Genomic DNA, 20,422 nt, shown 5'->3' on the forward strand with positions numbered 1-20,422 from the left:
GCTGAGACCGGCACACGGCGAAAAAGTCATCGCTCGACCGGCCTCGTCGGAGCGCGGAACTCCCGTCCGCGTCAGGACGTCTCTCACCCGACGCACGACACCCCGGCCACCACAAAGGGCGGCCGGGGTGCCATCACTGCACGTCAGGGGCTCGCGACTACCACCGCGAGCACCGACGATCAGAGGTCGTAGTACAGCTCGAACTCGTGGGGGTGCGGGCGCAGGCGGATCGGGTCGATCTCGTGCGTGCGCTTGTAGTCGATCCACGTCGCGATGAGGTCCTCGGTGAAGACGTCGCCCACCGTGAGGTAGTCGTGGTCGGCCTCGAGGGCGTCGAGGGCCTCGCCGAGGGAGGCGGGGACCTGCTGGATCGCCGCGTGCTCCTCGGGGGGCAGCTCGTAGAGGTCCTTGTCGATCGGCTCGGGCGGCTCGATGCGGTTCTTGATGCCGTCGATGCCGGCGAGGAGCTGTGCGGCGAAGGCCAGGTACGGGTTGGCCGACGGGTCCGGCACGCGGAACTCGACGCGCTTGGCCTTGGGCGAGGAACCGGTGACCGGGATGCGGATGCACGCGGAACGGTTGCGGGCCGAGTAGACCAGGTTGACGGGGGCCTCGTAGCCGGGGACCAGGCGGTGGTAGGAGTTCACCGACGGGTTCGTGAAGGCGAGCAGCGAGGGCGCGTGCTTGAGCAGGCCGCCGATGTACCAGCGGGCGAGGTCCGACAGGCCGCCGTAGCCCTTCTCGTCGAAGAACAGCGGCTCGCCGTCCTTCCAGAGCGACTGGTGCGAGTGCATGCCGGAGCCGTTGTCACCGAAGATCGGCTTGGGCATGAAGGTCGCGGACTTGCCGGCCTCCCAGGCGACGTTCTTGATGACGTACTTGAACTTCATCAGGTCGTCGGCCGCTGCGGTCAGCGTCGAGAAGCGGTAGTTGATCTCCTGCTGGCCGGCGGTGCCCACCTCGTGGTGCGCGCGCTCGACGTCGAGGCCGACCTGGTCGAGGACGGCGCACATCTCGTCGCGCAGGTCCGCCATCTGGTCGTTGGGGGAGACGGGGAAGTAGCCGCCCTTGTAGCGGGTCTTGTAGCCGAGGTTGCCACCCTCCTCGACGCGGCCGGTGTTCCAGGCCGCTTCCTTGGAGTCGAGGTGGTAGTACGACTCGTTCTGGCTCGTCTTGAACCGGACGTCGTCGAAGATGTAGAACTCGGCCTCGGGGGCGAAGAACGCGGTGTCGGCGATGCCGGTGCTGCGCAGGTACGCCTCGGCCTTGAAGGCGACGTTGCGCGGGTCGCGCGAGTACGCCTCGTCGGTGAAGGGGTCCACGATCGAGAAGTTCACGATGAGCGTCTTGCGCTTGCGGAACGGGTCGACGTAGGCCGTCGTGACGTCGGGGATGAGCTTCATGTCCGACTCGTGGATCGCCTGGAAGCCGCGGATCGAGGACCCGTCGAACATCATGCCGTCCGTGAAGGCGGACTCGGCGAACTGCGAGATCGGGATGTTGAAGTGCTGCATCACGCCCGGCAGGTCGCAGAACCGGACGTCGACGAACTCGACGCCTTCGTTCTGGGTGAAGGCGATTGCCTCCTCCGCGTTCTTGAACATCCGTAACTCCTTGGTAGTGGGTCCTCTGGCCGTACCTCCAGTGGCGCCTCGAACCTAGGCCTCAGGGGTTTCCCCACCGTGTACCGAGTGTTTCGTCCGTGTTACGCAGCGGCGGGCTGCGTGACATCGGCGCGACGGCGCACGACGGCGAGCCCTGTGCGGGCCTGGTGGGGCTCCCTCGACCGGGACGAACCGGGCAGGCGCCGGAACCCGCCTCACCGCCACGTAGGCTGGTGCCGTGGTGTCGCGTGAAGATGTGGGTTCCTGGCTCGAGGGTACGCCGACCGGTGGGGAGAACGGCCGAGGCGGTCGCCTCGGCCTGCCGTCCGACGGTCCTGGTTCGCTGGCGACGGTCGGCCGTCGCGCGGTCGCGCTCGTCATCGACTGGGTGCTGTGCCTGCTCATCAGCTACCTGGCCTTCGACGCGAACTCGATGGCGACGCTCGGCGTGTTCGCGGTCGAGAACCTGCTCCTGGTGAGCACGCTCGGCTACACGGTCGGCCACCGCGTCATGGGTCTGCAGGTGCGCGTCCTGGGCGGCGAGGGGCGCATGGTGGGCCTGTGGCGGGCTCTGGTGCGCACGGTCCTGCTGTGCCTGGTCGTCCCGGCCGTGGTGTGGGACGGCGACGGCCGCGGCATGCACGACAAGGCCGCTGGCACGGTCATCGTCCGCGCCTGACACGCTCTGCACGGCACGCACCAGTTCTGTGCCCGACGGCGCCGCTCGCCTCGGCACGGGGGCCAGCCTCAGCCCTCGCCCGCCCCGGGCGCGCGCCACACGAGCGTGTACCGCCAGTAGAGCCGGCGCCGCAGCCGGGCGCCGGGCAGGATCTGCCGTGCTGCCGCACGCAGCTCGGCGTGGCTCGTGGTGACCTCGGCGATCGGCGAGCCGTGCTCCCACTCCCCGCGACGTCGTCGGGCGATCCTTGCGGCGGGGACGGCTGCCGCGCTGACCGCCTGGTCCCAGGCCGTGCGCGGCCGTGTCAGTCCCACGACGGCGAGCGTCCCGCCCGGGGCGACCAGGTCGCGCAGGCGCCGCAGTCCCGCGTCGAGCGGGAGGTGGTGCAGGGTGGCGACGGTCGTGACCAGGTCGAAGGGCTCGGCGAGCCCGGTGAGCGGGTCCAGGACGTCGCCCGTGACGTAGTCGAGGCCGGTCTGCTCGGGGGAGCCCCCGGCGGCGAGACGCGCACGGTCCACCTGCGCGGGGTCGAGGTCGAGCCCCAGCACCTCGCCGGCCCCGGCCGCGCGGAGCCGTCGCGTCAGGAGCCCCTCGCCGCAGCCCACGTCGAGCGCTGTGCGGGTCCCGGGGCCCACGAGCCGCGTGAGGACGGGGAAGTAGTGGGTGCTGTGGTTCCAGTACGGGTCGCTCACGGGGCCTCCTTGCATCGTCGGCGTCGTCGGCGCGGGACGGGGATGCACGACGGCCCGCCGGTCACCGGGAGGTGAGCGACGGGCCGGGTGCCAGACGGTGCGGGGTCAGCGCCCGCGCATGCCCTTGCGGTCGGGACGCGCACGGGTGGGGTCGATGCCCTTGGGGATCGGCAGCTTGGCGCCGCCGAGCGCCTTGAGGCGCTTGAGGACCTCGGCGGTCTCCGGCTTGGTGAGCGTCGGGCGCAGCTTCTGCACCGTGCGCGCGACCTTCTTGAGCGGGACCTGGCCCTCGCCGTTGCCGCACTGGATCGTGGTGACGGGGACGTTCGGCAGGACGCGCGTGATGCGGCGCTTCTCGCCGTCGAGCAGCTTGGTGACGCGGTGCGTCGGGCCCTCGCCCACGAGCACGACCCCGGCACGCCCGACGCCACGGAACACGAGGTCCTGCTGCGGGGTCAGGGCGACGGGCTCGTCGTCGAACGTCCAGCCGCGGCGGATCGTGCCGAGCGCGGCGCGGGCGGCCCCGGGCTGGCCCTCGATGCGGCTGTAGGCCGCGGTCTCCGCGCGGCGCGTCAGGACGAACAGCGAGCCGAGGAACGCGAAGGGCAGACCCACGATGAGGGTGTAGACCCACGGCCCCCAGGCCAGACCGATCCCGATCGCGACGGCGAGGATGCCGACGAACACGGCGAGCATGATCCACGTGACCGCCGGGTCCTCGGCGCGCGTCATCTTGTACGCGTCCCAGACCTGGTGATACCAGCGCTGCTTCTTCTGCTTCTTCGGCTTGGTGCCGTCGACCCCGGTCGAGGGGTCGGTGCTCTTGTTGCGGGCCATGGTGCCTCAGTCTAGTGGTGGCGGAGAGTGCTCCGGTGAAGGGGCGGGGACGGCGGCGAGCCGGGCCCCGCCCTCGATTCTCTCGCACGTCGGCGGGGGAACGGGAGCGAGGCCCGGCTCGGGCCGGTCAGGACCCCGGGAGGTCAGCGGGCCAGCAGGCTCGCGGCCTCCTGGCGGGCCGTCGTGGGCTCGGTCAGGTGCGCGAGCGCGGCCGGGATCTCCATGCCGCGACGCTTCATGGCCTGGCCCCACAGGCGGCCCGCGCGGTACGAGGAACGGACCAGCGGGCCGGACATGACGCCGAGGAACCCGATGCGCTCGGCCTCGTCCGAGAGCTCGACGAACTCCTCGGGCTTGACCCACCGCGAGACCGGGTGGTGGCGCAGCGACGGGCGCAGGTACTGAGTGATGGTGATGAGGTCGCAGCCTGCGTCGTGGAGGTCCTGCAGGGCCTCCTTCGCCTCGTCGATCGTCTCGCCCATGCCGAGGATGATGTTCGACTTGGTCACCAGGCCGGCCTCGCGAGCCCGCGTGATGACGGACAGCGAGCGGTCGTAGCGGAAGCCGGGGCGGATCTGCTTGAAGATGCGCGGCACCGTCTCGACGTTGTGCGCGAGGACCTCGGGGCGTGACTCGTTGACCGCGTCGAGCAGCTCGGGGATGGCGTTGAAGTCCGGGATGAGCAGCTCGACGCCCGTGCCCGGGTTGAGCGCGTGGATCTGACGCACGGTCTCGGCGTAGAGCCACGCGCCGCCGTCGGCCAGGTCGTCGCGCGCGACGCCCGTGATGGTCGAGTAGCGCAGGCCCATGGCCTGGACCGACTCGGCGACCCGGCGTGGCTCGTCCGCGTCGAAGTCGGCGGGCTTGCCCGTGTCGATCTGGCAGAAGTCGCAACGGCGCGTGCACTGGTCGCCGCCGATGAGGAACGTGGCCTCACGGTCCTCCCAGCACTCGAAGATGTTGGGACAGCCCGCCTCCTCGCAGACCGTGTGCAGGCCTTCCTTGCGCACGAGACCCTTGAGCTCGGTGTACTCGGGTCCCATGGTCGCCCGGGTCTTGATCCACTCGGGCTTCTTCTCGATGGGTGTCGCAGAGTTGCGGGCCTCGACCCGCAGCATGCGCCGCCCTTCAGGTGCGATCGTCACGCGGTGTCTCCCAGTCCGTGGTGGGCGGTGGCCCCCTGGAGTCGTGCCCGGTATCGGGTGAAAGTCAGAGTACGCCAGGAGCCTGCGGGAGGGCGGTGGTGTCCACGTGGGCCGGACGTGACCTGAGCGACAGCCCGGTGACGACGAGCAGGACCGCGGCGACGGCCGGCAGCGCGAACGCGGCCGCCGTCCCCACGCCCTCGGCGACCTGGCCGCCGACGCTCGCGCCGAGCGCCACGCCCACGACGTTCGCGCTCGCGAGCATCGTCATGGCGGCGCCGCTGCGGCTGCTCGGGCTGAGGTCGCCGCCGACCGTGAAGATCGTGACCATGACCGGGCCGACGAACAGGCCCAGCAGCGCGAGCGCGCCGATCAGCGCGCCGAGCGACCCGCTGCCCCCCGCGAGGAACGCGAGGACGGCCGTGACGGTGAGGCCCGAGGCGAACGAGACCCAGCGCGAGCGTGCGCCGAAGCTCGCGGGCAGCGCGACCACGGCGAGCGCCGTGATGGCCGAACCGAAGCCGAGGACCGCGTAGACCAGGCCGGCCTGCTCCTCGGCGCCCGCGTCGCGCATGAACGACGTGACGGCCGTCTGGGTGCTGCCGAAGAGCATGCCCATCGCGAGCATCCCGAGGACGGGCACCAGGACGCGGCGCAGGAGGCCGACGAACGAGCCGTGGGCGTCGGCGCCCGCCGCGGCCTGGGCGGCGGCGGACGGCTTGGGGGCGCCGGGGGTCGCGGTCGGGTGCAGCGCGAACGCCAGCCCGAAGACCGCGCACACCGCGGCGGCGAACAGCATCGCGGCCTGCGGGGACCACACGCTCGCGAGGATGCCGACGAGGGCCGGACCGAGCACGAAGCCGATCTCGTCGGCCGTGCTCTCGTAGCCCATCGCGGCGAGCAGCGTGCGAGGGCGGTGCTGGGTCATGGCGATCCAGCGCACGCGCGCGAGCGGCCCCACCTGCGGGGCGAACGCGCCCACGAGCGCCGCGGCGCCGAGGATCACGCCCGAGGCAGCGCCGGTGCTCGCGGCCTGGACGAGCCCGACGACGGCCAGGACGTTCAGCGGCACGACGACGAGGAGCACCTTGCGCTGGCCGATCCGGTCCGCGAGGGATCCCTGCGTCGGGCCGCCGAGCGCCGTGCCGACGGCGGCGGCTGCGCTCGCGAGCCCGCCGAGAGCGAGCGAGCCCGTGGTCGTCGTGACCAGGAGGAGGGTGCCGATCGTGATCATCGAGAACGGCAGGCGTGCGAGGAACGCGATGGGCAGGAACGCCTTGCCGGCCAGGCGGGGGAGCTCGCCGTACGTGGCGAGCGTGCCGCGACGGGGCTCCGCGGGCTCGGGAGCCTGTGCGGGGGCGCCGGGCGCGCCGCCGGTGACGTCGGGGCGCGCGGGCGCGAGGGGGCTGGGAGTGCGGGTCATGAGGGTCCTTCAGGGTCAACCGTTCCGCGCACCGACCCACCCGTACTCCGGTTGCGCAATGATTCCCTTGAGGTGAGGCCCATTCTAGCGGTGAAGGTCCCGGAAGGGGAGAGGGCGGCGCGCCCGGTGTGCGCTAGCCGGCCGAGCCCGCAGCGGGGACGGTCGCGGCGGTCGTGCCGGCGGCCGCGAGGAGCGGCCCCAGGTGCTCGTGCAGCGCAGCGACCAGGAGCGGCGTGGCCTCGTCGATCGTGACCCGTCGGCCGGTCTCGAGCGTCAGGGACGTGACGTCGGCGTCGGAGATGCCGCACGGCACGATCCGCGAGAACTCCCCGAGGTCGGGGGAGCAGTTGAGCGCGAGGCCGTGCATGGTCACGCCGCGCGCGACGCGCACCCCGATCGCGCAGACCTTGCGCTCGCGCCGGGCCCCGGTCGCGGCCAGCCACACCCCGCTGCGCCCTTCGACGCGGTGGGTCGTCAGGCCCAGCGCGGTGCACACGTCCATGACCGCGGACTCGAGCGCGCGCACGTAGGCGACGACGTCGACGGGCTCGGCGAGCCGGACGATCGGGTAGGCCACGAGCTGCCCCGGCCCGTGCCAGGTGATCTTCCCGCCGCGGTCGACGTCGACGACGGGCGTGCCGTCGTCGGGACGGTCGGCGAGGTTGGTGCGTCTGCCTGCGGTGTAGACGCTCGGGTGCTCCACGAGGATCACGGTGTCCGGCGCGGTCCCGTCCACGACCTCCTGGTGGACCTGGCGCTGGAGGTCCCAGGCGTCCTGGTAGTCGGTGAGACCGGGGCCCTCGGTGCGCAGGTGCATGCGGTCAGGCTAGCCCTCGCCCGGTCGAGGGTGGGCCTCGACCATGGTGATGAGGATCTCACGCAGGGTCGCGATCTGCTCGTCGGTCAGGCCCCGGGTGCTCAGCTCCTCGGCGGGGCGCGGGCTCGCGGCGGCGAACGCGGCGGTTCGGCCGTTCGGGGTGATCGCGACGGCGCGGCGGCGGCGGTCGTTGACGTCGTCCTCGCGGGTGACGTACCCCGAGCGTTCGAGGCGGGCCAGGATGCGGCTCATGGTCTGCTCGGTGATGTGCGACTCGGCGGCGAGCTGGCGCTGGGTGCGGGGGCCCGCGAGCAGGTGCAGCAGGACGGGCATCGAGGCGTGGTTGAGGTCCCAGCCGTCGAGGTGGTGGTTCCACTCACGCTCGATCCGGCGGGTCACCGCCGACAGGAGCCGGCCCGTCGGCCAGTCCTTCGGTTCCCTGCTCACCGGGTTTGCGTCCACTTGCTTCTGAGACCTCCGTCGTCAATAGTACTCAGCATGCTGAGTAATCGCTGGAGTGGTGTGCTCCGAGGCCTGGTCATTGTCGCAGTGTTGGGAGTCTGGCTCGCCATCGGGGCGATCGGAGGCCAGGCGCAGGGCAAGCTCAGCACCGTCCAGACCAACGACTCCGCGGCGTTCCTGCCGTCGAGCGCCGAGTCCACCCGCGCGGCCGAGAAGGCCCAGGCGTTCGTCTCCGACGAGTCGCTGCCCGCCCTCGTCGTCGCCGTCCCGACCGACGGCGGGGCCGTCACGCCCCAGCAGCTCGAGACGCTCCAGACCGTCGCCGCCGACCTGCCCGGGCTCCCGCTGCCCGGCGCCGGACCCGACGACCCCCAGACCGTCGGGGACGCGCTCACCGCACCCCCCGTCGTCGTGCCCTCGCAGGACGGCGAGGCCGCGATGATCGTGGCGTCGCTCGACGCGTCGCAGTCCTCGGACCTCATGGCCGACGACGAGCGCGTCAACAACGCCGTGGTCGCCGAGATCCGCGCGGAGCTCGAGACCGTCCTGGCCGACTCGGGCCTCCAGGCCTGGGTCACCGGACCTGCGGGCTTCGTCGCGGACCTCGTCAACGCGTTCGGCGGGATCGACACGGTCCTGCTGCTCGTCGCGCTCGGCGCCGTGCTGATCATCCTCGCGATCGTCTACCGCTCGCCGATCCTGCCGTTCATGGTGATCCTCACCGCGGTGTTCGCGCTGTGCCTCGCGGGACTCGTCGTCTACCTCCTGGCCGACGCCGGCACGCTGACCCTCAACGGCCAGGCGCAGGGCATCCTGTCGATCCTCGTCGTGGGCGCCGCGGTCGACTACTCGCTGCTCGTCGTGGCGCGCTACCGCGAGGAGCTGCGCGTCGTGGAGAGCCCGTACACGGCCGTGCGACGCGCCCTGCGCGCCTCGATCGAGCCGATCTCGGCCTCCGCCGGGACCGTGATCGCGGGCCTGCTGTGCCTGCTGCTGTCCGACCTGGGCTCCAACCGGAGCCTCGGCCCCGTCGGGGCCATCGGCATCGCGGCCGCGTTCCTCGGTGCACTCACGTTCCTGCCCGCGCTGCTCGTCGTCGGGGGCAAGCGCTCACGCGGCATCTTCTGGCCGCGCAAGCCCGCGTACGACCCCACCGCGGCCGACGAGGCCGAGACCTCGGTGGCCTCCCCGGCGGCCCCGGCAGCGTCCGGGACCGCCGCCGCGGGGCCGCGCGACCTCGCGCTCGCCGCGAGCCACGACGTCGAGGTGCACGTCGCGGGACACGGCGTCTGGTCCCGCGTGGCGAGCTTCGTGGGGCGTCGCGACCGGGCCGTGTGGATCGTCACGGCCCTCGTCCTCGCGGGGTGCGCTGCCTTCGTCCCGACCTTCCAGGCCGAGGGCACGAGCGACTCCGACGTCTTCCTCACCCAGGTCGACTCGGTCGACGGCGAGCAGGTCCTCGAGGAGCACTTCGGGGGCGTGGGCGTCCAGCCCGCGATCGTGATCGCCCCCGAGGCCGATCTCGACGCCGTGCTCCAGGCCGCGACCGCGACCGACGGGGTCGCGTCCGCCGCCGCCGTGACCGAGGGCGGGACGGGCGGTGCCCCCGGGGCCCCCGCTCAGGGGCCGCCGCTCGTGGTCGACGGCGACGTGCGCGTCGACGTCGTAACCGAGGACCCGAGCGACACCAACGCCGCGACCCAGACCGTCGCCGCGCTCCGCGACGCCGTGCACGAGGTCTCGCCCGACTCGCTCGTGGGCGGTGCCAGCGCCGAGCGCCTCGACACCCAGATCGCGGGCGACCACGACCTGCGCGTCATCGTGCCCGTCGTGCTGGTCGTGATCCTGCTGATCCTCATGCTGCTGCTGCGCTCGATCCTGGCGCCGGTCCTGCTCATGGCGGCCAACGTGCTCTCGTTCGGCGCAGCCCTCGGGGTGTCGGCGATCGTGTTCAACCACGTGCTCGACTTCCCCGGTGCCGACCCGACCGTCCCGCTCTACGCGTTCTGCTTCCTCGTGGCGCTCGGCGTCGACTACTCGATCTTCCTCATGACCCGCGTGCGCGAGGAGTCGGGGATCATCGGCACCCGCCGCGGCACGCTGCGCGCGCTCGCCGTCACGGGGTCGGTCATCACGTCGGCGGGCGTGGTGCTCGCCGCGACGTTCGCCGCGCTCGGGGTGATCCCGCTGCTGTTCCTCGCTCAGCTCGCGTTCATCGTCGCGTTCGGTGTGCTCGTCGACACCCTGATCGTCCGCAGCCTGCTCGTCCCGGCACTGGTGCACGACGTCGGACGGGTCGTCTGGTGGCCGGGTGCGCTCCGGCGCAGCGCACCCTGAGGAGCCGCGGGCCCCGGCGGGCCGCCTCGCGTCAGGCGGCTCGCCCGGGACCCGCTCCGGTCCCGGACCGTCGGTCGGTGACCTCGGTCGGTGAGGTCCGTCAGGACCCCGTGGGCAGCGGCTCGGACGGGCAGCCGTCGAGCACGGCGGCCATCGCGTCGTGCTCCGACGGGGTGACCCACAGCTCGTACGAGGCCTTCACCGCGATCTGACGCGCGATGTACGTGCACCGGAACGCGTGGTTGGGCGGGAGCCAGGCCGACGCGTCGCGCGCGCCCTTGGACTGGTTGGCCGAGCCGTCGGAGGCGAGCAGGTTGAGGGGGTCGTTCGCGAAGCGCAGGCGGGTCTCGTCGTCCCACGCCTGGGCGCCCTTGCGCCACGCGTCCATGAGCGGGATGACGTGGTCGATCTGGACGGCCGAGCTCGTCTTGTTGCCCCGGACGAAGCTGATCGTCGCGCCCGTGTAGGGGTCGTCGAAGGTACCCGTGCGAACCTCGCACCCCTTGTCGCGCGTCGAGTACGTGAGGTCGGTGAGGTCGCGGGCGAGGATGTCGTTGCGGGTGTCGCACCCGTTGGCGTCCACGTCGGCCCAGGCGGAGCCGAAGTTCTCCCGTTCGTAGCCGGTCGCGGCCGCGATCCCCTTGACCTCGAGCGTCTCGAGGGCGGCGCGGGCCGTGCCGGTCGTGGGGGCCTCGTTCGCCTCGATCGTCGGCTGGTCCACCGCGTTGGCGATGACGATCCCCAACGCGAGGGCGATGAGGGTGATGCGGAGCACGCGGCGCATGCGCGCGCTCCTCGTGCTCTTCGAGCTCTTGCTCTGGGTGCTCAACGGACGACCTTCCCGAACTCGGACAGGTGCCGAGAACGACAGTTCCAGGAGAATTCGGTACATTCTGCCAGTCTTCGGGAGTGCTCCGGGATGGCGGCTAGATTGGGCGCCATGAGTGCAACCACTGCGCAGGACCGTGTCCCCGGTAGTCGGCGGACGCGGGTCGGTCTGGTCGGGTACGGCGGTGCTGGCCGCGGCATCCACGCCCGGCTCGCCAGGGAGGCCGGGCTCATCGTGACCGCGGTCGTCGCCCGGGACCCCGGACGTCGTGCCGCGGCCGAGGAGGACTGGCCCGGGGTGCGGCTCCACGACGACCTGGCCGGGCTCCTCGGTGAGCGCGGGACCTACGACGTCGTGGTGATCGCGAGCCCGTCGGCGCTGCACGCCGAGCACGCGGCCCAGGTCTCCGCGGCGGGCGTCCCGTTCGTGCTGGACAAGCCGATCGCGCTCGACGGGGCGCAGGCCGCCGAGGTCGTCGCGACGGCAGCCGCCACGGGGACCCCCTTCACGGTCTTCCAGAACAGGCGCTGGGACCCCGAGCAGCTGACCCTGCGGTCGGTGCTCGCGGCGGGCGACCTGGGGCGCGTGCACACGTTCGAACGCCGGTGGGAGCGGTGGCGTCCCGTGCCGCAGCAGCGCTGGAAGGAGAACGACCCGGTGGGCGGCGGGCTCCTGCTCGACCTCGGCCCGCACCTCGTCGACTCGGCCACCCAGCTCTTCGGCCCGGTCCGTTCGGTGTATGCCGAGCTGCGCGCCCTGACGACCCCGACCGAGGACGACGTCTTCCTGACGCTCCACCACACGCCGTCGGACGGGCACGAGGTGGTCAGCCGGCTCTGGGCGGCCTCGGTCGTGGGCGCGCCAGGACCCCGCACGAGGGTGCTCGGCGACGCCGGGGCCTACGTCGTGACGACGTTCGAGAACGACGCGTCGCCCTTCGAGGTCTTCGACGAGGCGGCGCCCGCCGGGACCGAGGGGTGGGTGACCCGCGGGCGCGAGCGCGTGCCCGTGCCGCGCGCCCCGGGCGGGCACGCCGACTTCTACCGTGCCGTGGCCGCCTGGATCGATGGTGGTCCGGTGCCCGTCGACCCCGCCGACGCGGTGCGGACCGCGCACGTCCTGGACGTGGCGCGGGACAGCGCGCGGACCGGGCGGCGGCTCGAGGTCTGACGGGCGCCGGAGCGCAGGAGCAGGTGCGGTCGCGCACGGGCGGAGCGCCGCGGCGTCGGCCTGTGGACAACCCGCCCTGCGTGGCCGGGCTCTGCTGGGATGGGAGCCATGTCGAGCGCTCGCCCTCCCCGCCTGCCCTGGGCCTCCCGCGCGGGCGTCCGGGACCGGGACGACCCGTCGGCACCCCCTCCTGCGGTGACGGACCTCCTGGCGCGCCGAGGCTGGGGCGTCGTCGAGCAGGGGGAAGGGCCGGGCCCCGGCACGCTGGGGCCACGTCGCTGGGTCGCCTCCGACGGTTCGGGGCGCTACCACGACGTCTCTCTGGTGAGGGTGCCCGCCGATCCGGCGGCGAGGGACCTGCTCGTCGAGCGGCTCGACGCCCTGCGCCTGCTCGACGACGAGCACCTCGTCCCCGTCGAGGAGATCGTCGAGGGGGGCGAGGGCGTGCTCGTGCTCATCTCCCGGAGGCCGCCGGGAGGGGGCCTACGGCTGCTGCTGGCCTGCCGCGGCCCCCTCGAGGCGGGTGAGGCCGTGACGCTGCTCGTGCCCCTGGCGCAGGCGCTCGCGGCGCTGCACGCGTCGGGGCTGTCCTACGGAGGGGTCGCGGAGACGGACGTCCTGGTGGACGCCGAGGGCCGGGCGGTCCTGCGGGCACCGCTCGAGCTGTGCGCCCTGCCTGCGCCCGACGACGTCAGGTCGCTCGCCGAGCTCGTCGTGGGCGTCCTCCCGCCCCCTGCGGGTGCACCGCTGCCGGGCGAGGCCGCCCCCGAGACGCCCGACCCGTCCCTCGCGGCGCTGCAGGCCGAGCTCGCCACGGCGCGGCGTGCGGATCCCCGCACCCGCCCCGAGGTCGGGACGTTCGCGGCCCTCTGCTACGAGGCCTCACCCCCGACGCCGATCGCGATGCCCGACGGCGCCCGGCTGGCCGCAGCGGCCATCGCCGCCCGCCGGGCGCCCGCGCCGTCCCGGCGGGAGCCCTCGGCCGGGCGGGACGTATCGAGCGACGACACCGTGGTCCGGTCGCCACGGAGGCCAGGACGGGGCGTGCCGCCTGCCGGCACGCATCCCGGTCCGGGCGGGCAGAGGGCGCTGCGACGGCGCGAGCACGCCCGACGGCGTCGCTCGGCCCCCGGGGCACGGCCACACCCCGCGCTCCTCGCAGGCCTCGTCCTGGTCGTGTGCTCGGCGCTCGTCACGGGCGGGATGCTCGTGCGCTCGCACCTCGCCGGCGCCGACCCGTCGGCCGCCCGGCGCGCCGTCGAGCACGACGGCGCGCACGAGGCAGCCGGTGCCGTGCCGCCCGACCCGACCTCGCAGGCGCAGGACCCTGCCGCCGCGGCTGTCGAGCTCACGGAGCGCCGCATCGAGCTGCTCACGGGGGAGCGCGAGCCGGGGGAGGTGCTGGCCCCCGGTTCCCCCGCCGAGGCCGTGGACGCCGACCTCCTGGACAGGATCGCCGCGTCCGGCGTCACGATCGAGGGGGCACGGGCCTCGGACGTGGAGGCGCACCTGGTCGTGCCGGGTGGAGACGGTCCTCCGACGGGCACCGGGACCGGAGCGGTGCCGTTACCTGGGACCGAGACCCAGGTCGAGGTCAGGTACTCGGTCTCCGAGCACACCCAGAGGGCGGCCGACGGCTCGGCCACGACGGTCGCGGCGACGAGAGCCTCCACGGCACGCCTCACGTTGCGCTGGACCGACGACGGGTGGCGGGTGAGCGACGTGGCGTGACCGCGGTCCAGGCCTGACGGCTGGTCGGACTGCTCAGCGACCGGCGACCCACTCGGCCGCCGCCTCCAGGTCAGGGTGCTCGAACGCGAAGCCGCTGGCCTCCAGGACCCGCGGCAGGGCGCGCTGCGACCCGAGGATGTCGGACGCGAACTCCCCGAGCGCGACCTTGAGGGCGACCGACGGGACGGCCAGGGCGGCCGGGCGGTGCAGGGCCGCGGCCAGCGCCCGGGTGACCTCGGCATTCGTGGCGGGAGCAGGGCCCACGAGGTTCACCGGGCCGTGCACGTCGGACTCGAGCAGGTGCAGCACGGCCGAGACGTGGTCCCGCAGCGTGATCCAGCTCCAGTACTGGCGACCGTTGCCGAGCCTGCCGCCCACGCCCATCCTCAGGAGAGGGAGCATGCGGGCCAGCGCTCCGCCGTCGGGCGTCATGACGATGCCCGTGCGCAGGTGCGCGACCCGCACCCCCGCGTCCTGGGCAGGGCGCGTCGCGGCCTCCCACTCGGTGACGACGCGCGCGAGGAAACCGGTGCCCGGTCCCGACGTCTCGGTCAGCACCTCGGCGCCCCGGTCGCCGTAGTAGCCCACGGCCGTGCCCTGGAGGAAGACCGGCGGGGGAGCGTCGAGGTGGGCGAGCGTGCGGGCGAGCAGCCCGGTGGTGCGCGTGCGGGACTCGAGGATCGTGCGCTTGTACTCGGTCGTCCAGCGGTGGTCGCCGACCCCGGCGCCCGCGAAGTTGACGACCGCGTCCGCGCCTTCGAGCGCGCGGGGGTCCAGGGCGTCCTCGTCGGGGTCCCAGAAGTGCTCGTGCGCGGTCTGCGGAGGTCTGCGCACCAGGCGCCGCACGGTGTCCCCGCGCTCGCGCAGTCGTTCGAGCAGCTCCGTACCGATGAGACCGTGCGACCCGGCCACGACGATGTCCATGCGACCACGGTACGGCCCCGACCGGCGACGCGCGCCGCCCGCGGCGAACCGTCCTCGCGGGTCGCGCCCGCGCGCCCGGGGGACGCCGCAGGCCCCCCGCCCGGAAGGGGCGAGGGGCCTGCGGCGTGGTGGGGCTCAGCGAGCTCCGAGGGTCAGAGACCGACCTCGGACTCGAAGGCGCCCTCCTCGATGCGGTTCTTGATCGCACCCAGGAAGCGGGCTGCATCCGCGCCGTCGACCAGGCGGTGGTCGTAGGACAGGAAGATGTAGCTCATCGAACGGATCGCGATCGACTCGTTGCCGTCCGCGTCGGTCACGACGACCGGACGCTTGACGATCGTGCCCGTGCCCAGGATGGCGACCTGGCCACCGGGGACGATCGGCGTGTCGATCAGCGCGCCACCGGAACCGGTGTTCGTGATGGTGAACGTCGCGCCGCCCAGCTCGTCCGGCCCGATCTTGTTGACGCGGGTGCGGCCGGCGAGGTCGGCGATCTTGCGGGCGATCCCGGCGAGGTTGAGGTCACCGGCGTCCTTGATGACCGGCACGACCAGGCCGCGCTCCGTGTCGACCGCGATCCCGACGTTCTCCTGCGGGTGGTAGACGACCGAGTCGCCGTCGATGCTCGCGTTGATCTTCGGGTAGGCCTTGAGGGCCTCGACCGCGGCGAGCGTGAAGAACGGCAGGAACGTGAGGTTGGCACCCTCGCGAGCCTTGAAGTCGTTCTTGGCCTTGGCGCGCAGCTTGGCGACCTTGGTCACGTCGACCTCGACCACCGTCGTGAGCTGGGCCTGCGTCTGCAGGGCCTCGACCATGCGCGTCGCGACGAGCTTGCGCAGGCGCGACATCTTCTCGGTGGTCCCGCGCAGCGGCGAGACGGCCGGGACGCTGGCGGCCTTGGGCGCGGAGCCCGACGGCGCAGCAGCGGCAGGCGCCGGAGCCGCCTTGGCAGCCTCCGCCTTGGCGGCCGCCTCGAGGACGTCCTCCTTGCGGATACGGCCACCGACGCCCGTGCCCGTGAGGGACGCGACGTCGACACCCTTCTCCGCGGCGAGCTTGCGCACGAGCGGGGTCAGGTAGGAACCGCCGGTCGCGCCCGAGGTGGCGCGCGACGCGGGGGCCGCAGGAGCGGCGGGCGCCTCGGCTGCGGGAGCGGGAGCGGGAGCGGGTGCTGCCGCCGGAGCCGGAGCCGGAGCCGGAGCCGGTGCGGCCGGGGCTGCCTCGGGAGCCGGAGCCGGAGCTGCCTCGGGGGCAGGTGCGGCGGCGGCCGGAGCCGGAGCTGCTGCACCCGAGCCGACGATCGCGAGGACGGTGCCGACCTCGACGGTCTCGTCCTCCTGGACGAGGATCTGCTGGACGGTGCCCGCCACGGGGGAGGGGACCTCGGTGTCGACCTTGTCGGTCGAGACCTCGAGCAGGGGCTCGTCGACCTCGACGGTCTCGCCGACGGCCTTGAGCCAGCGGGTCACGGTGCCCTCGGTCACGGACTCGCCGAGCGCCGGGAGCTTGATCTCCTCGCCACCCGAGGCGGCGGGCGCCTCGGCAGCGGGAGCGGGCGCTGCGGCCGGAGCCTCAGCAGCCGGGGCCGGTGCCGGCTCCGCCGCGGGGGCGGGCTCGGCGGCCGGGGTGGGCGCCTCGGCGGCGGGAGCGGCCGGGGCCTCGGCCGGGGCTGCGCCCGCGCCGGAACCGATCACGGCGAGGTCGGTGCCGACCTCGACGGTCTCGTCCTCCTGGACGAGGATCTGCTCGAGCACGCCGGCGAACGGCGAGGGGATCTCGGTGTCGACCTTGTCGGTCGAGACCTCGAGCAAGGGCTCGTCGATCTCGACGCTCTCACCGACGGCCTTGAGCCAGCGGGTGACGGTTCCCTCGGTGACGGACTCGCCCAGTGCGGGCATCTGCACGTTGTCAGACATGACCTCTCGGGTCTCCTTCGATCGTTGGGTCAGTTGTGGGCGTGCAGCGGCTTGCCGGCGAGGGCCAGGTGGGCCTCTCCGAGAGCCTCGTTCTGCGTGGGGTGCGCGTGGACCAGGGCGGCGACGTCCTCGGGGTACGCCTCCCAGTTCACGATGAGCTGGCCCTCGCCGATGAGCTCGCCGACGCGGGCGCCGACCATGTGCACGCCGACGACGGGGCCGTCCTTCTGTCGGACGAGCTTGACGAAGCCCGTGGTCCCGAGGATCTTGCTCTTGCCGTTGCCGGCAAGGTTGTACTCGAGCGTCTCGACGCCGTCGGCGCCGTGGAGCTCCTTGGCCTTGGCCTCGGTCAGGCCGACCGAGGCGACCTCGGGCTCGCAGTACGTCACGCGGGGGATGCCCGACTCGACGATCGGCGTCGGGTTCAGGCCCGCGATCTGCTCGGCGACGAAGATGCCCTGGGCGAAGCCGCGGTGCGCGAGCTGGAGCCCGGGGACGATGTCACCGGCAGCGTAGATGTTGCCGACGCCCGTGTGCAGGCGCTCGTCGACGATCACGAAGCCACGGTCCATGGTGATGCCCTGGGCCTCGAAGCCCAGGTCGGCGGTGCGGGGGCCGCGGCCGACGGCGACCAGCAGGAGGTCGGCGTCGAACGTCTTGCCGGACTCGAGGGTCACGTGCACGCCCGAGTCGTCCTGCGTGACGCCCGAGAAGCGGTCGCCCAGCGTGAAGCCGATGCCGCGCTTGCGGAACGCGCGCTCGAGAGCCTTGGACAGCGACTCGTCCTCGTTGGGCACGAGGTGCGGGAGCGCCTCGATGATCTGTACGTCGGCTCCGAACGACTTCCAGACGCTCGCGAACTCGACACCGATCACGCCGCCGCCCAGGACGATCGCGCTCTGGGGCACGTAGTCCAGCGTCAGTGCCTGGTCGGATGTGATGACGCGGCCGCCGATCTCCAGACCGGGGAGCGAGCGGGCGTAGGAGCCCGTGGCGAGCACGACGTTCTTGCCCGTGTAGCGCTGGCCCGCGACCTCGACCGTGTCCGCGGCGACGAGCGTGCCGTGGCCCTCGATCACCGTGATCTTGCGGGACTTGATGAGGCCCTGCAGGCCCTTGTACAGCCCGGCGATGACGCCGTCCTTGTACGCGTTCACGCCGTTCATGTCGATGCCCTGCAGCTGGCTCAGGACGCCGTACGCGCTGCCCTCACGGGCGTTGTCTGCGAGCTCGGCGGCGTGCAGCAGAGCCTTCGTGGGGATGCAGCCGTTGTGCAGGCAGGTCCCGCCCAGCTTGTGCGCTTCGACGAGGGCGACGTTCAGGCCGAGCTCGGCGGCACGCAGCGCGGTGGCATAGCCGCCGCTGCCTCCGCCCAGGACGAGGACGTCGAAAGGTGTGCCGGTCTCGGCCACGTGCAGCTCCTTAGGCATACGAAAAGAGGGAGAGCAAAGTTCTCGTGACATCTTGGCACTTCGGTCAGCCGTACCCCAATCGGAACGCACACTCTTGCGTGTGATGCTCAAGACAGCCACGCCGGGCACGTCGTGGTGCCCGTCGTCCGTGCGTCGCCCGACCGGTGGGCGATCCTGTCGCGCCAGCCCACAGGGGAGGCCGAGCCCGATCCCAGGAACGCTCCAGGCCGACCAAGTACCCTTCCTCCATGTCCAGGCTGTCGCAGCTCTTCTCCCGCAAGCCCGCGAACGGAGCGGGTGCGCCCGCCGGTGCCCCGTCGAGCGCGGACCAGCGTCGCGCGACCGTCGAGCACCTCGCCGAGTTCGCGCGCACCCGCGTGGGTGTCGAGGCGTACATCGAGCCGCCGACGAACGACACCCCCACCACGCTCATGCTCATCGCGACCACGGGGGAGTGGACGAGGCGCCGGGTCCCCGACGCCAAGGCGGCGCGCAAGCTCGCCGAACAGCTCGAGCTCCCCGTCTACGACGTGAACTTCACGGGCTACCCCCAGCGCATGCGCGACTGGAACTCCAGGCAGCGCAGGCGCTGACCCCGCCTCGGATGCGTGCTGCGCCGGGTGGCGGCCGATGCTCCCGGCGGACGAGATGCGGCCGACGGGGGTCGAAGTCCCTCCTTGACCCCGACGGCCGCATCTCGACTCCTCGACCGGTCGCAGAAGCCCCGACCGAGGACACCGGCACCTGGTCCGGATCCGAGGCAGACCGGAACGACGGACGGGCACGACCTCGAAGGTCGCGCCCGTCCTGTCGTGCTCGCTCCCGCCGCTGCGACGGCCCGTGGCGGGCGCAGCGGCCGACGACTACTTCTTCGTGGCGCGCGCCTCGAGCAGCTCGACGAGCGTGCGGACCGCGACGCCCGTGCCACCGACGGGCGTGTAGCCGAACGCCGAGCCCTCGTTGAACGAGGGGCCTGCGATGTCGAGGTGTGCCCACGGCGTGGTGCCGACGAACTCCTGCAGGAACAGACCTGCGACGAGCATCCCGCCGAAACGGTCGCCGATGTTCGCGATGTCCGCGACCTTCGACTTCATCGACGCGGCGAGCTCCTCGGGCAGGGGCATGGGCCAGAACTGCTCGCCCGCCGCCTCGGCCGCCGCGACGACCTCGCCCCGGACGTCGTCGGACCCCATGACGGCCGACACGCGCGTGCCGAGCGCGACCATCTGCGCGCCCGTGAGCGTCGCGACGTCGAGCACGACGTCAGGCTTCTCCTCGATCGCCGCGACCAGGCCGTCGGCCATGACGAGGCGACCCTCCGCGTCGGTGTTGAGGACCTCGACGGTCTTGCCGCCACGGATCGTGATGACGTCCGAAGGGCGCTGCGCCGTGCCCGACGGCATGTTCTCGGCGAGGCAGAGCCAGCCGGTCACCGCGACGGGCAGGCCGAGCCTCGAGGCCGCGAGCACCGTGTGCAGGACGGCGGCGGCGCCGGCCATGTCGGACTTCATGGCCTCCATGCCCTTGGCGGGCTTGATCGAGATGCCGCCCGAGTCGAACGTGATGCCCTTGCCGACCAGCGCGACCTTGGCGTGCGGGCGCGAGGGCGAGTAGGACACCTTGACGAGCCGCGGGCCGCGCGAGGAACCCTGGCCGACCGCGAGGATGCCGCCGTAGCCGCCGGCCGCGAGAGCCTTCTCGTCGAGGACCGTGACCTTGACGCCCGTGCCCTTCGCGGCGGCCTTGGCGATGTCGGCGAAGGCCGCGGGGAACAGGTCGTTCGGGGCGGTGTTGACCAGGTCGCGCGTCGCGTGGACCGCGGCGGCGATCGTCGCGGCACGCTCGACCGCGGCCTTCGCCTTGGCCCCGCGGGCGAGCGAGGTGAGGACCTCGATGGTCGAGACGGCACCGCCAGGCTTGGTCGCGCCCGCCCCGTCCCGGTAGCGCGTGAACGAGTACGCGCCGAGCAGCGCGCCCTCGGCGATCGCGGCGACCTCGGCCTCGTCCTTGGCGGGCAGGGCCACCGCGACGGACACGGCACCCTTGAGCTCGCGCACCGCGGCACCGGCCGCACGCCGCAGCGTCTCGGCCGCGAACGTGCCCGACTCGTCACGAGCGCCGAGTCCCGTCAGGACCAGGACGCCGGCCTTGAGGTGCGAGCCCGCGGGCACCGTGCGCACCTCGTCGCGCGCACCGGTGATGCCCAGCGCGGGCGCGAGGGACTCGAGCTCGGCGACCACCTCGCGGGGGAGGTCGTCCCCCACGACGGCCACGCCGTCCGATGTCGTCTGGGTCCCGACGACGAGCGCGTCCACCTTCACGCCGGTCGGGTTCTTGCTGGAGAGAGTGAGTTCAGCCACGGCTCGATGCTAGCCGCTGCGCGGAGCGGGGCCACCGGTACGGCGAGCCGCAGACGATTCCTGCCCGCGGCCTGGACGCCGGTA

Annotated in this window: 17 protein-coding genes; 5 read left to right on the top strand and 12 right to left on the bottom strand. The window is 72.8% G+C overall.

The window, feature by feature from the left end:
* Positions 1-179 precede the first annotated feature (179 nt).
* The gene (glnA, locus tag H9640_RS02220) at positions 180-1,604 is read right to left on the bottom strand and encodes a type I glutamate--ammonia ligase (protein WP_138824214.1); all 1,425 of its coding nucleotides are present in this window, start codon (positions 1,602-1,604) and stop codon (positions 180-182) included.
* 238 nt (positions 1,605-1,842) lie between these two features.
* On the opposite strand from glnA, the gene H9640_RS02225 reads away from it, so the two are divergent.
* The gene (locus H9640_RS02225; RefSeq protein WP_191789076.1) at positions 1,843-2,283 is read left to right on the top strand and encodes an RDD family protein; all 441 of its coding nucleotides are present in this window, start codon (positions 1,843-1,845) and stop codon (positions 2,281-2,283) included.
* A 68-nt stretch (positions 2,284-2,351) separates the two neighbouring features.
* Here the strand turns inward: H9640_RS02225 and H9640_RS02230 are convergent, their stop codons facing one another.
* From H9640_RS02230 to H9640_RS02255, 6 genes are all read right to left on the bottom strand, one after another.
* Positions 2,352-2,975, bottom strand: coding sequence for a class I SAM-dependent methyltransferase (locus H9640_RS02230; RefSeq protein ID WP_318243599.1), 624 nt, complete (start codon positions 2,973-2,975; stop codon positions 2,352-2,354).
* A gap of 105 nt (positions 2,976-3,080) precedes the next feature.
* Positions 3,081-3,812: a DUF4191 domain-containing protein gene (locus H9640_RS02235; protein ID WP_191789078.1), complete on the bottom strand. Its 732-nt coding sequence runs from the start codon at positions 3,810-3,812 to the stop codon at positions 3,081-3,083.
* A 143-nt stretch (positions 3,813-3,955) separates the two neighbouring features.
* A complete protein-coding gene (gene lipA / locus H9640_RS02240) occupies positions 3,956-4,957 on the bottom strand; it encodes a lipoyl synthase (RefSeq protein ID WP_138824215.1) in 1,002 nt (333 codons plus the stop codon).
* Between the two features lie 64 nt (positions 4,958-5,021).
* Positions 5,022-6,380, bottom strand: coding sequence for an MFS transporter (locus H9640_RS02245; protein ID WP_191789079.1), 1,359 nt, complete (start codon positions 6,378-6,380; stop codon positions 5,022-5,024).
* Positions 6,381-6,513: 133 nt separating this feature from the next.
* Positions 6,514-7,197 (bottom strand): lipoyl(octanoyl) transferase LipB, encoded by a 684-nt coding sequence (gene lipB, locus H9640_RS02250; RefSeq protein ID WP_191789080.1) that lies wholly within the window; start codon positions 7,195-7,197, stop codon positions 6,514-6,516.
* Positions 7,198-7,206: 9 nt separating this feature from the next.
* Positions 7,207-7,644: a MarR family winged helix-turn-helix transcriptional regulator gene (locus H9640_RS02255; protein WP_307824120.1), complete on the bottom strand. Its 438-nt coding sequence runs from the start codon at positions 7,642-7,644 to the stop codon at positions 7,207-7,209.
* Positions 7,645-7,695: 51 nt separating this feature from the next.
* On the opposite strand from H9640_RS02255, the gene H9640_RS02260 reads away from it, so the two are divergent.
* Positions 7,696-9,996, top strand: coding sequence for an MMPL family transporter (locus tag H9640_RS02260; protein ID WP_191789082.1), 2,301 nt, complete (start codon positions 7,696-7,698; stop codon positions 9,994-9,996).
* A 100-nt stretch (positions 9,997-10,096) separates the two neighbouring features.
* On the opposite strand, the gene H9640_RS02265 is transcribed toward H9640_RS02260, so the two are convergent.
* Entirely contained in the window at positions 10,097-10,780 is a 684-nt protein-coding gene (locus H9640_RS02265) for an HNH endonuclease family protein (protein WP_191789083.1), read from the bottom strand.
* Between the two features lie 156 nt (positions 10,781-10,936).
* Between H9640_RS02265 and H9640_RS02270 the strand changes: the two genes are divergently transcribed.
* Together H9640_RS02270 and H9640_RS02275 are read left to right on the top strand one after the other, a co-directional pair.
* On the top strand, positions 10,937-11,995 hold the full coding sequence (locus H9640_RS02270; protein WP_191789084.1) for a Gfo/Idh/MocA family protein: 1,059 nt from the start codon (positions 10,937-10,939) through the stop codon (positions 11,993-11,995).
* Between the two features lie 108 nt (positions 11,996-12,103).
* Complete coding sequence (locus tag H9640_RS02275) at positions 12,104-13,726, top strand: hypothetical protein (RefSeq protein WP_191789085.1); 1,623 nt, start codon at positions 12,104-12,106, stop codon at positions 13,724-13,726.
* 33 nt (positions 13,727-13,759) lie between these two features.
* Here the strand turns inward: H9640_RS02275 and H9640_RS02280 are convergent, their stop codons facing one another.
* The 3 genes from H9640_RS02280 to lpdA all read right to left on the bottom strand — a co-directional run bounded on the left by H9640_RS02280 (position 13,760) and on the right by lpdA (position 17,978).
* On the bottom strand, positions 13,760-14,650 hold the full coding sequence (locus tag H9640_RS02280) for a TIGR01777 family oxidoreductase (protein ID WP_191789086.1): 891 nt from the start codon (positions 14,648-14,650) through the stop codon (positions 13,760-13,762).
* 152 nt (positions 14,651-14,802) lie between these two features.
* Entirely contained in the window at positions 14,803-16,566 is a 1,764-nt protein-coding gene (gene sucB / locus H9640_RS02285) for a 2-oxoglutarate dehydrogenase, E2 component, dihydrolipoamide succinyltransferase (protein ID WP_191789087.1), read from the bottom strand.
* A gap of 29 nt (positions 16,567-16,595) precedes the next feature.
* Positions 16,596-17,978: a dihydrolipoyl dehydrogenase gene (gene lpdA, locus H9640_RS02290; RefSeq protein WP_318243600.1), complete on the bottom strand. Its 1,383-nt coding sequence runs from the start codon at positions 17,976-17,978 to the stop codon at positions 16,596-16,598.
* 248 nt (positions 17,979-18,226) lie between these two features.
* Here lpdA and H9640_RS02295 point away from each other — a divergent pair, with 248 nt between their 5' ends.
* Positions 18,227-18,571, top strand: a complete 345-nt coding sequence (locus H9640_RS02295; RefSeq protein WP_191789089.1) for an oxidoreductase — start codon at positions 18,227-18,229, stop codon at positions 18,569-18,571.
* A gap of 270 nt (positions 18,572-18,841) precedes the next feature.
* Here the strand turns inward: H9640_RS02295 and H9640_RS02300 are convergent, their stop codons facing one another.
* Positions 18,842-20,338, bottom strand: coding sequence for a leucyl aminopeptidase (locus tag H9640_RS02300; RefSeq protein WP_191789090.1), 1,497 nt, complete (start codon positions 20,336-20,338; stop codon positions 18,842-18,844).
* Between the last annotated feature and the right edge of the window lie 84 nt (positions 20,339-20,422).

It is taken from the genome of Oerskovia gallyi (assembly GCF_014836745.1).
In the GTDB taxonomy this organism is placed as follows: domain Bacteria; phylum Actinomycetota; class Actinomycetes; order Actinomycetales; family Cellulomonadaceae; genus Oerskovia; species Oerskovia paurometabola.

Coding starts and splice junctions, on each gene's coding strand:
- H9640_RS02245 (WP_191789079.1), bottom strand. CDS start 6,380: ATGACCCGCACTCCCAGCCCCCTCGCGCCCGCGCGCCCCGACGTCACC.
- lipB (WP_191789080.1), bottom strand. CDS start 7,197: ATGCACCTGCGCACCGAGGGCCCCGGTCTCACCGACTACCAGGACGCC.
- H9640_RS02280 (WP_191789086.1), bottom strand. CDS start 14,650: ATGGACATCGTCGTGGCCGGGTCGCACGGTCTCATCGGTACGGAGCTG.
- H9640_RS02235 (WP_191789078.1), bottom strand. CDS start 3,812: ATGGCCCGCAACAAGAGCACCGACCCCTCGACCGGGGTCGACGGCACC.
- H9640_RS02260 (WP_191789082.1), top strand. CDS start 7,696: ATGCTGAGTAATCGCTGGAGTGGTGTGCTCCGAGGCCTGGTCATTGTC.
- H9640_RS02295 (WP_191789089.1), top strand. CDS start 18,227: ATGTCCAGGCTGTCGCAGCTCTTCTCCCGCAAGCCCGCGAACGGAGCG.
- sucB (WP_191789087.1), bottom strand. CDS start 16,566: ATGTCTGACAACGTGCAGATGCCCGCACTGGGCGAGTCCGTCACCGAG.
- H9640_RS02265 (WP_191789083.1), bottom strand. CDS start 10,780: ATGCGCCGCGTGCTCCGCATCACCCTCATCGCCCTCGCGTTGGGGATC.
- H9640_RS02275 (WP_191789085.1), top strand. CDS start 12,104: ATGTCGAGCGCTCGCCCTCCCCGCCTGCCCTGGGCCTCCCGCGCGGGC.
- glnA (WP_138824214.1), bottom strand. CDS start 1,604: ATGTTCAAGAACGCGGAGGAGGCAATCGCCTTCACCCAGAACGAAGGC.
- H9640_RS02270 (WP_191789084.1), top strand. CDS start 10,937: ATGAGTGCAACCACTGCGCAGGACCGTGTCCCCGGTAGTCGGCGGACG.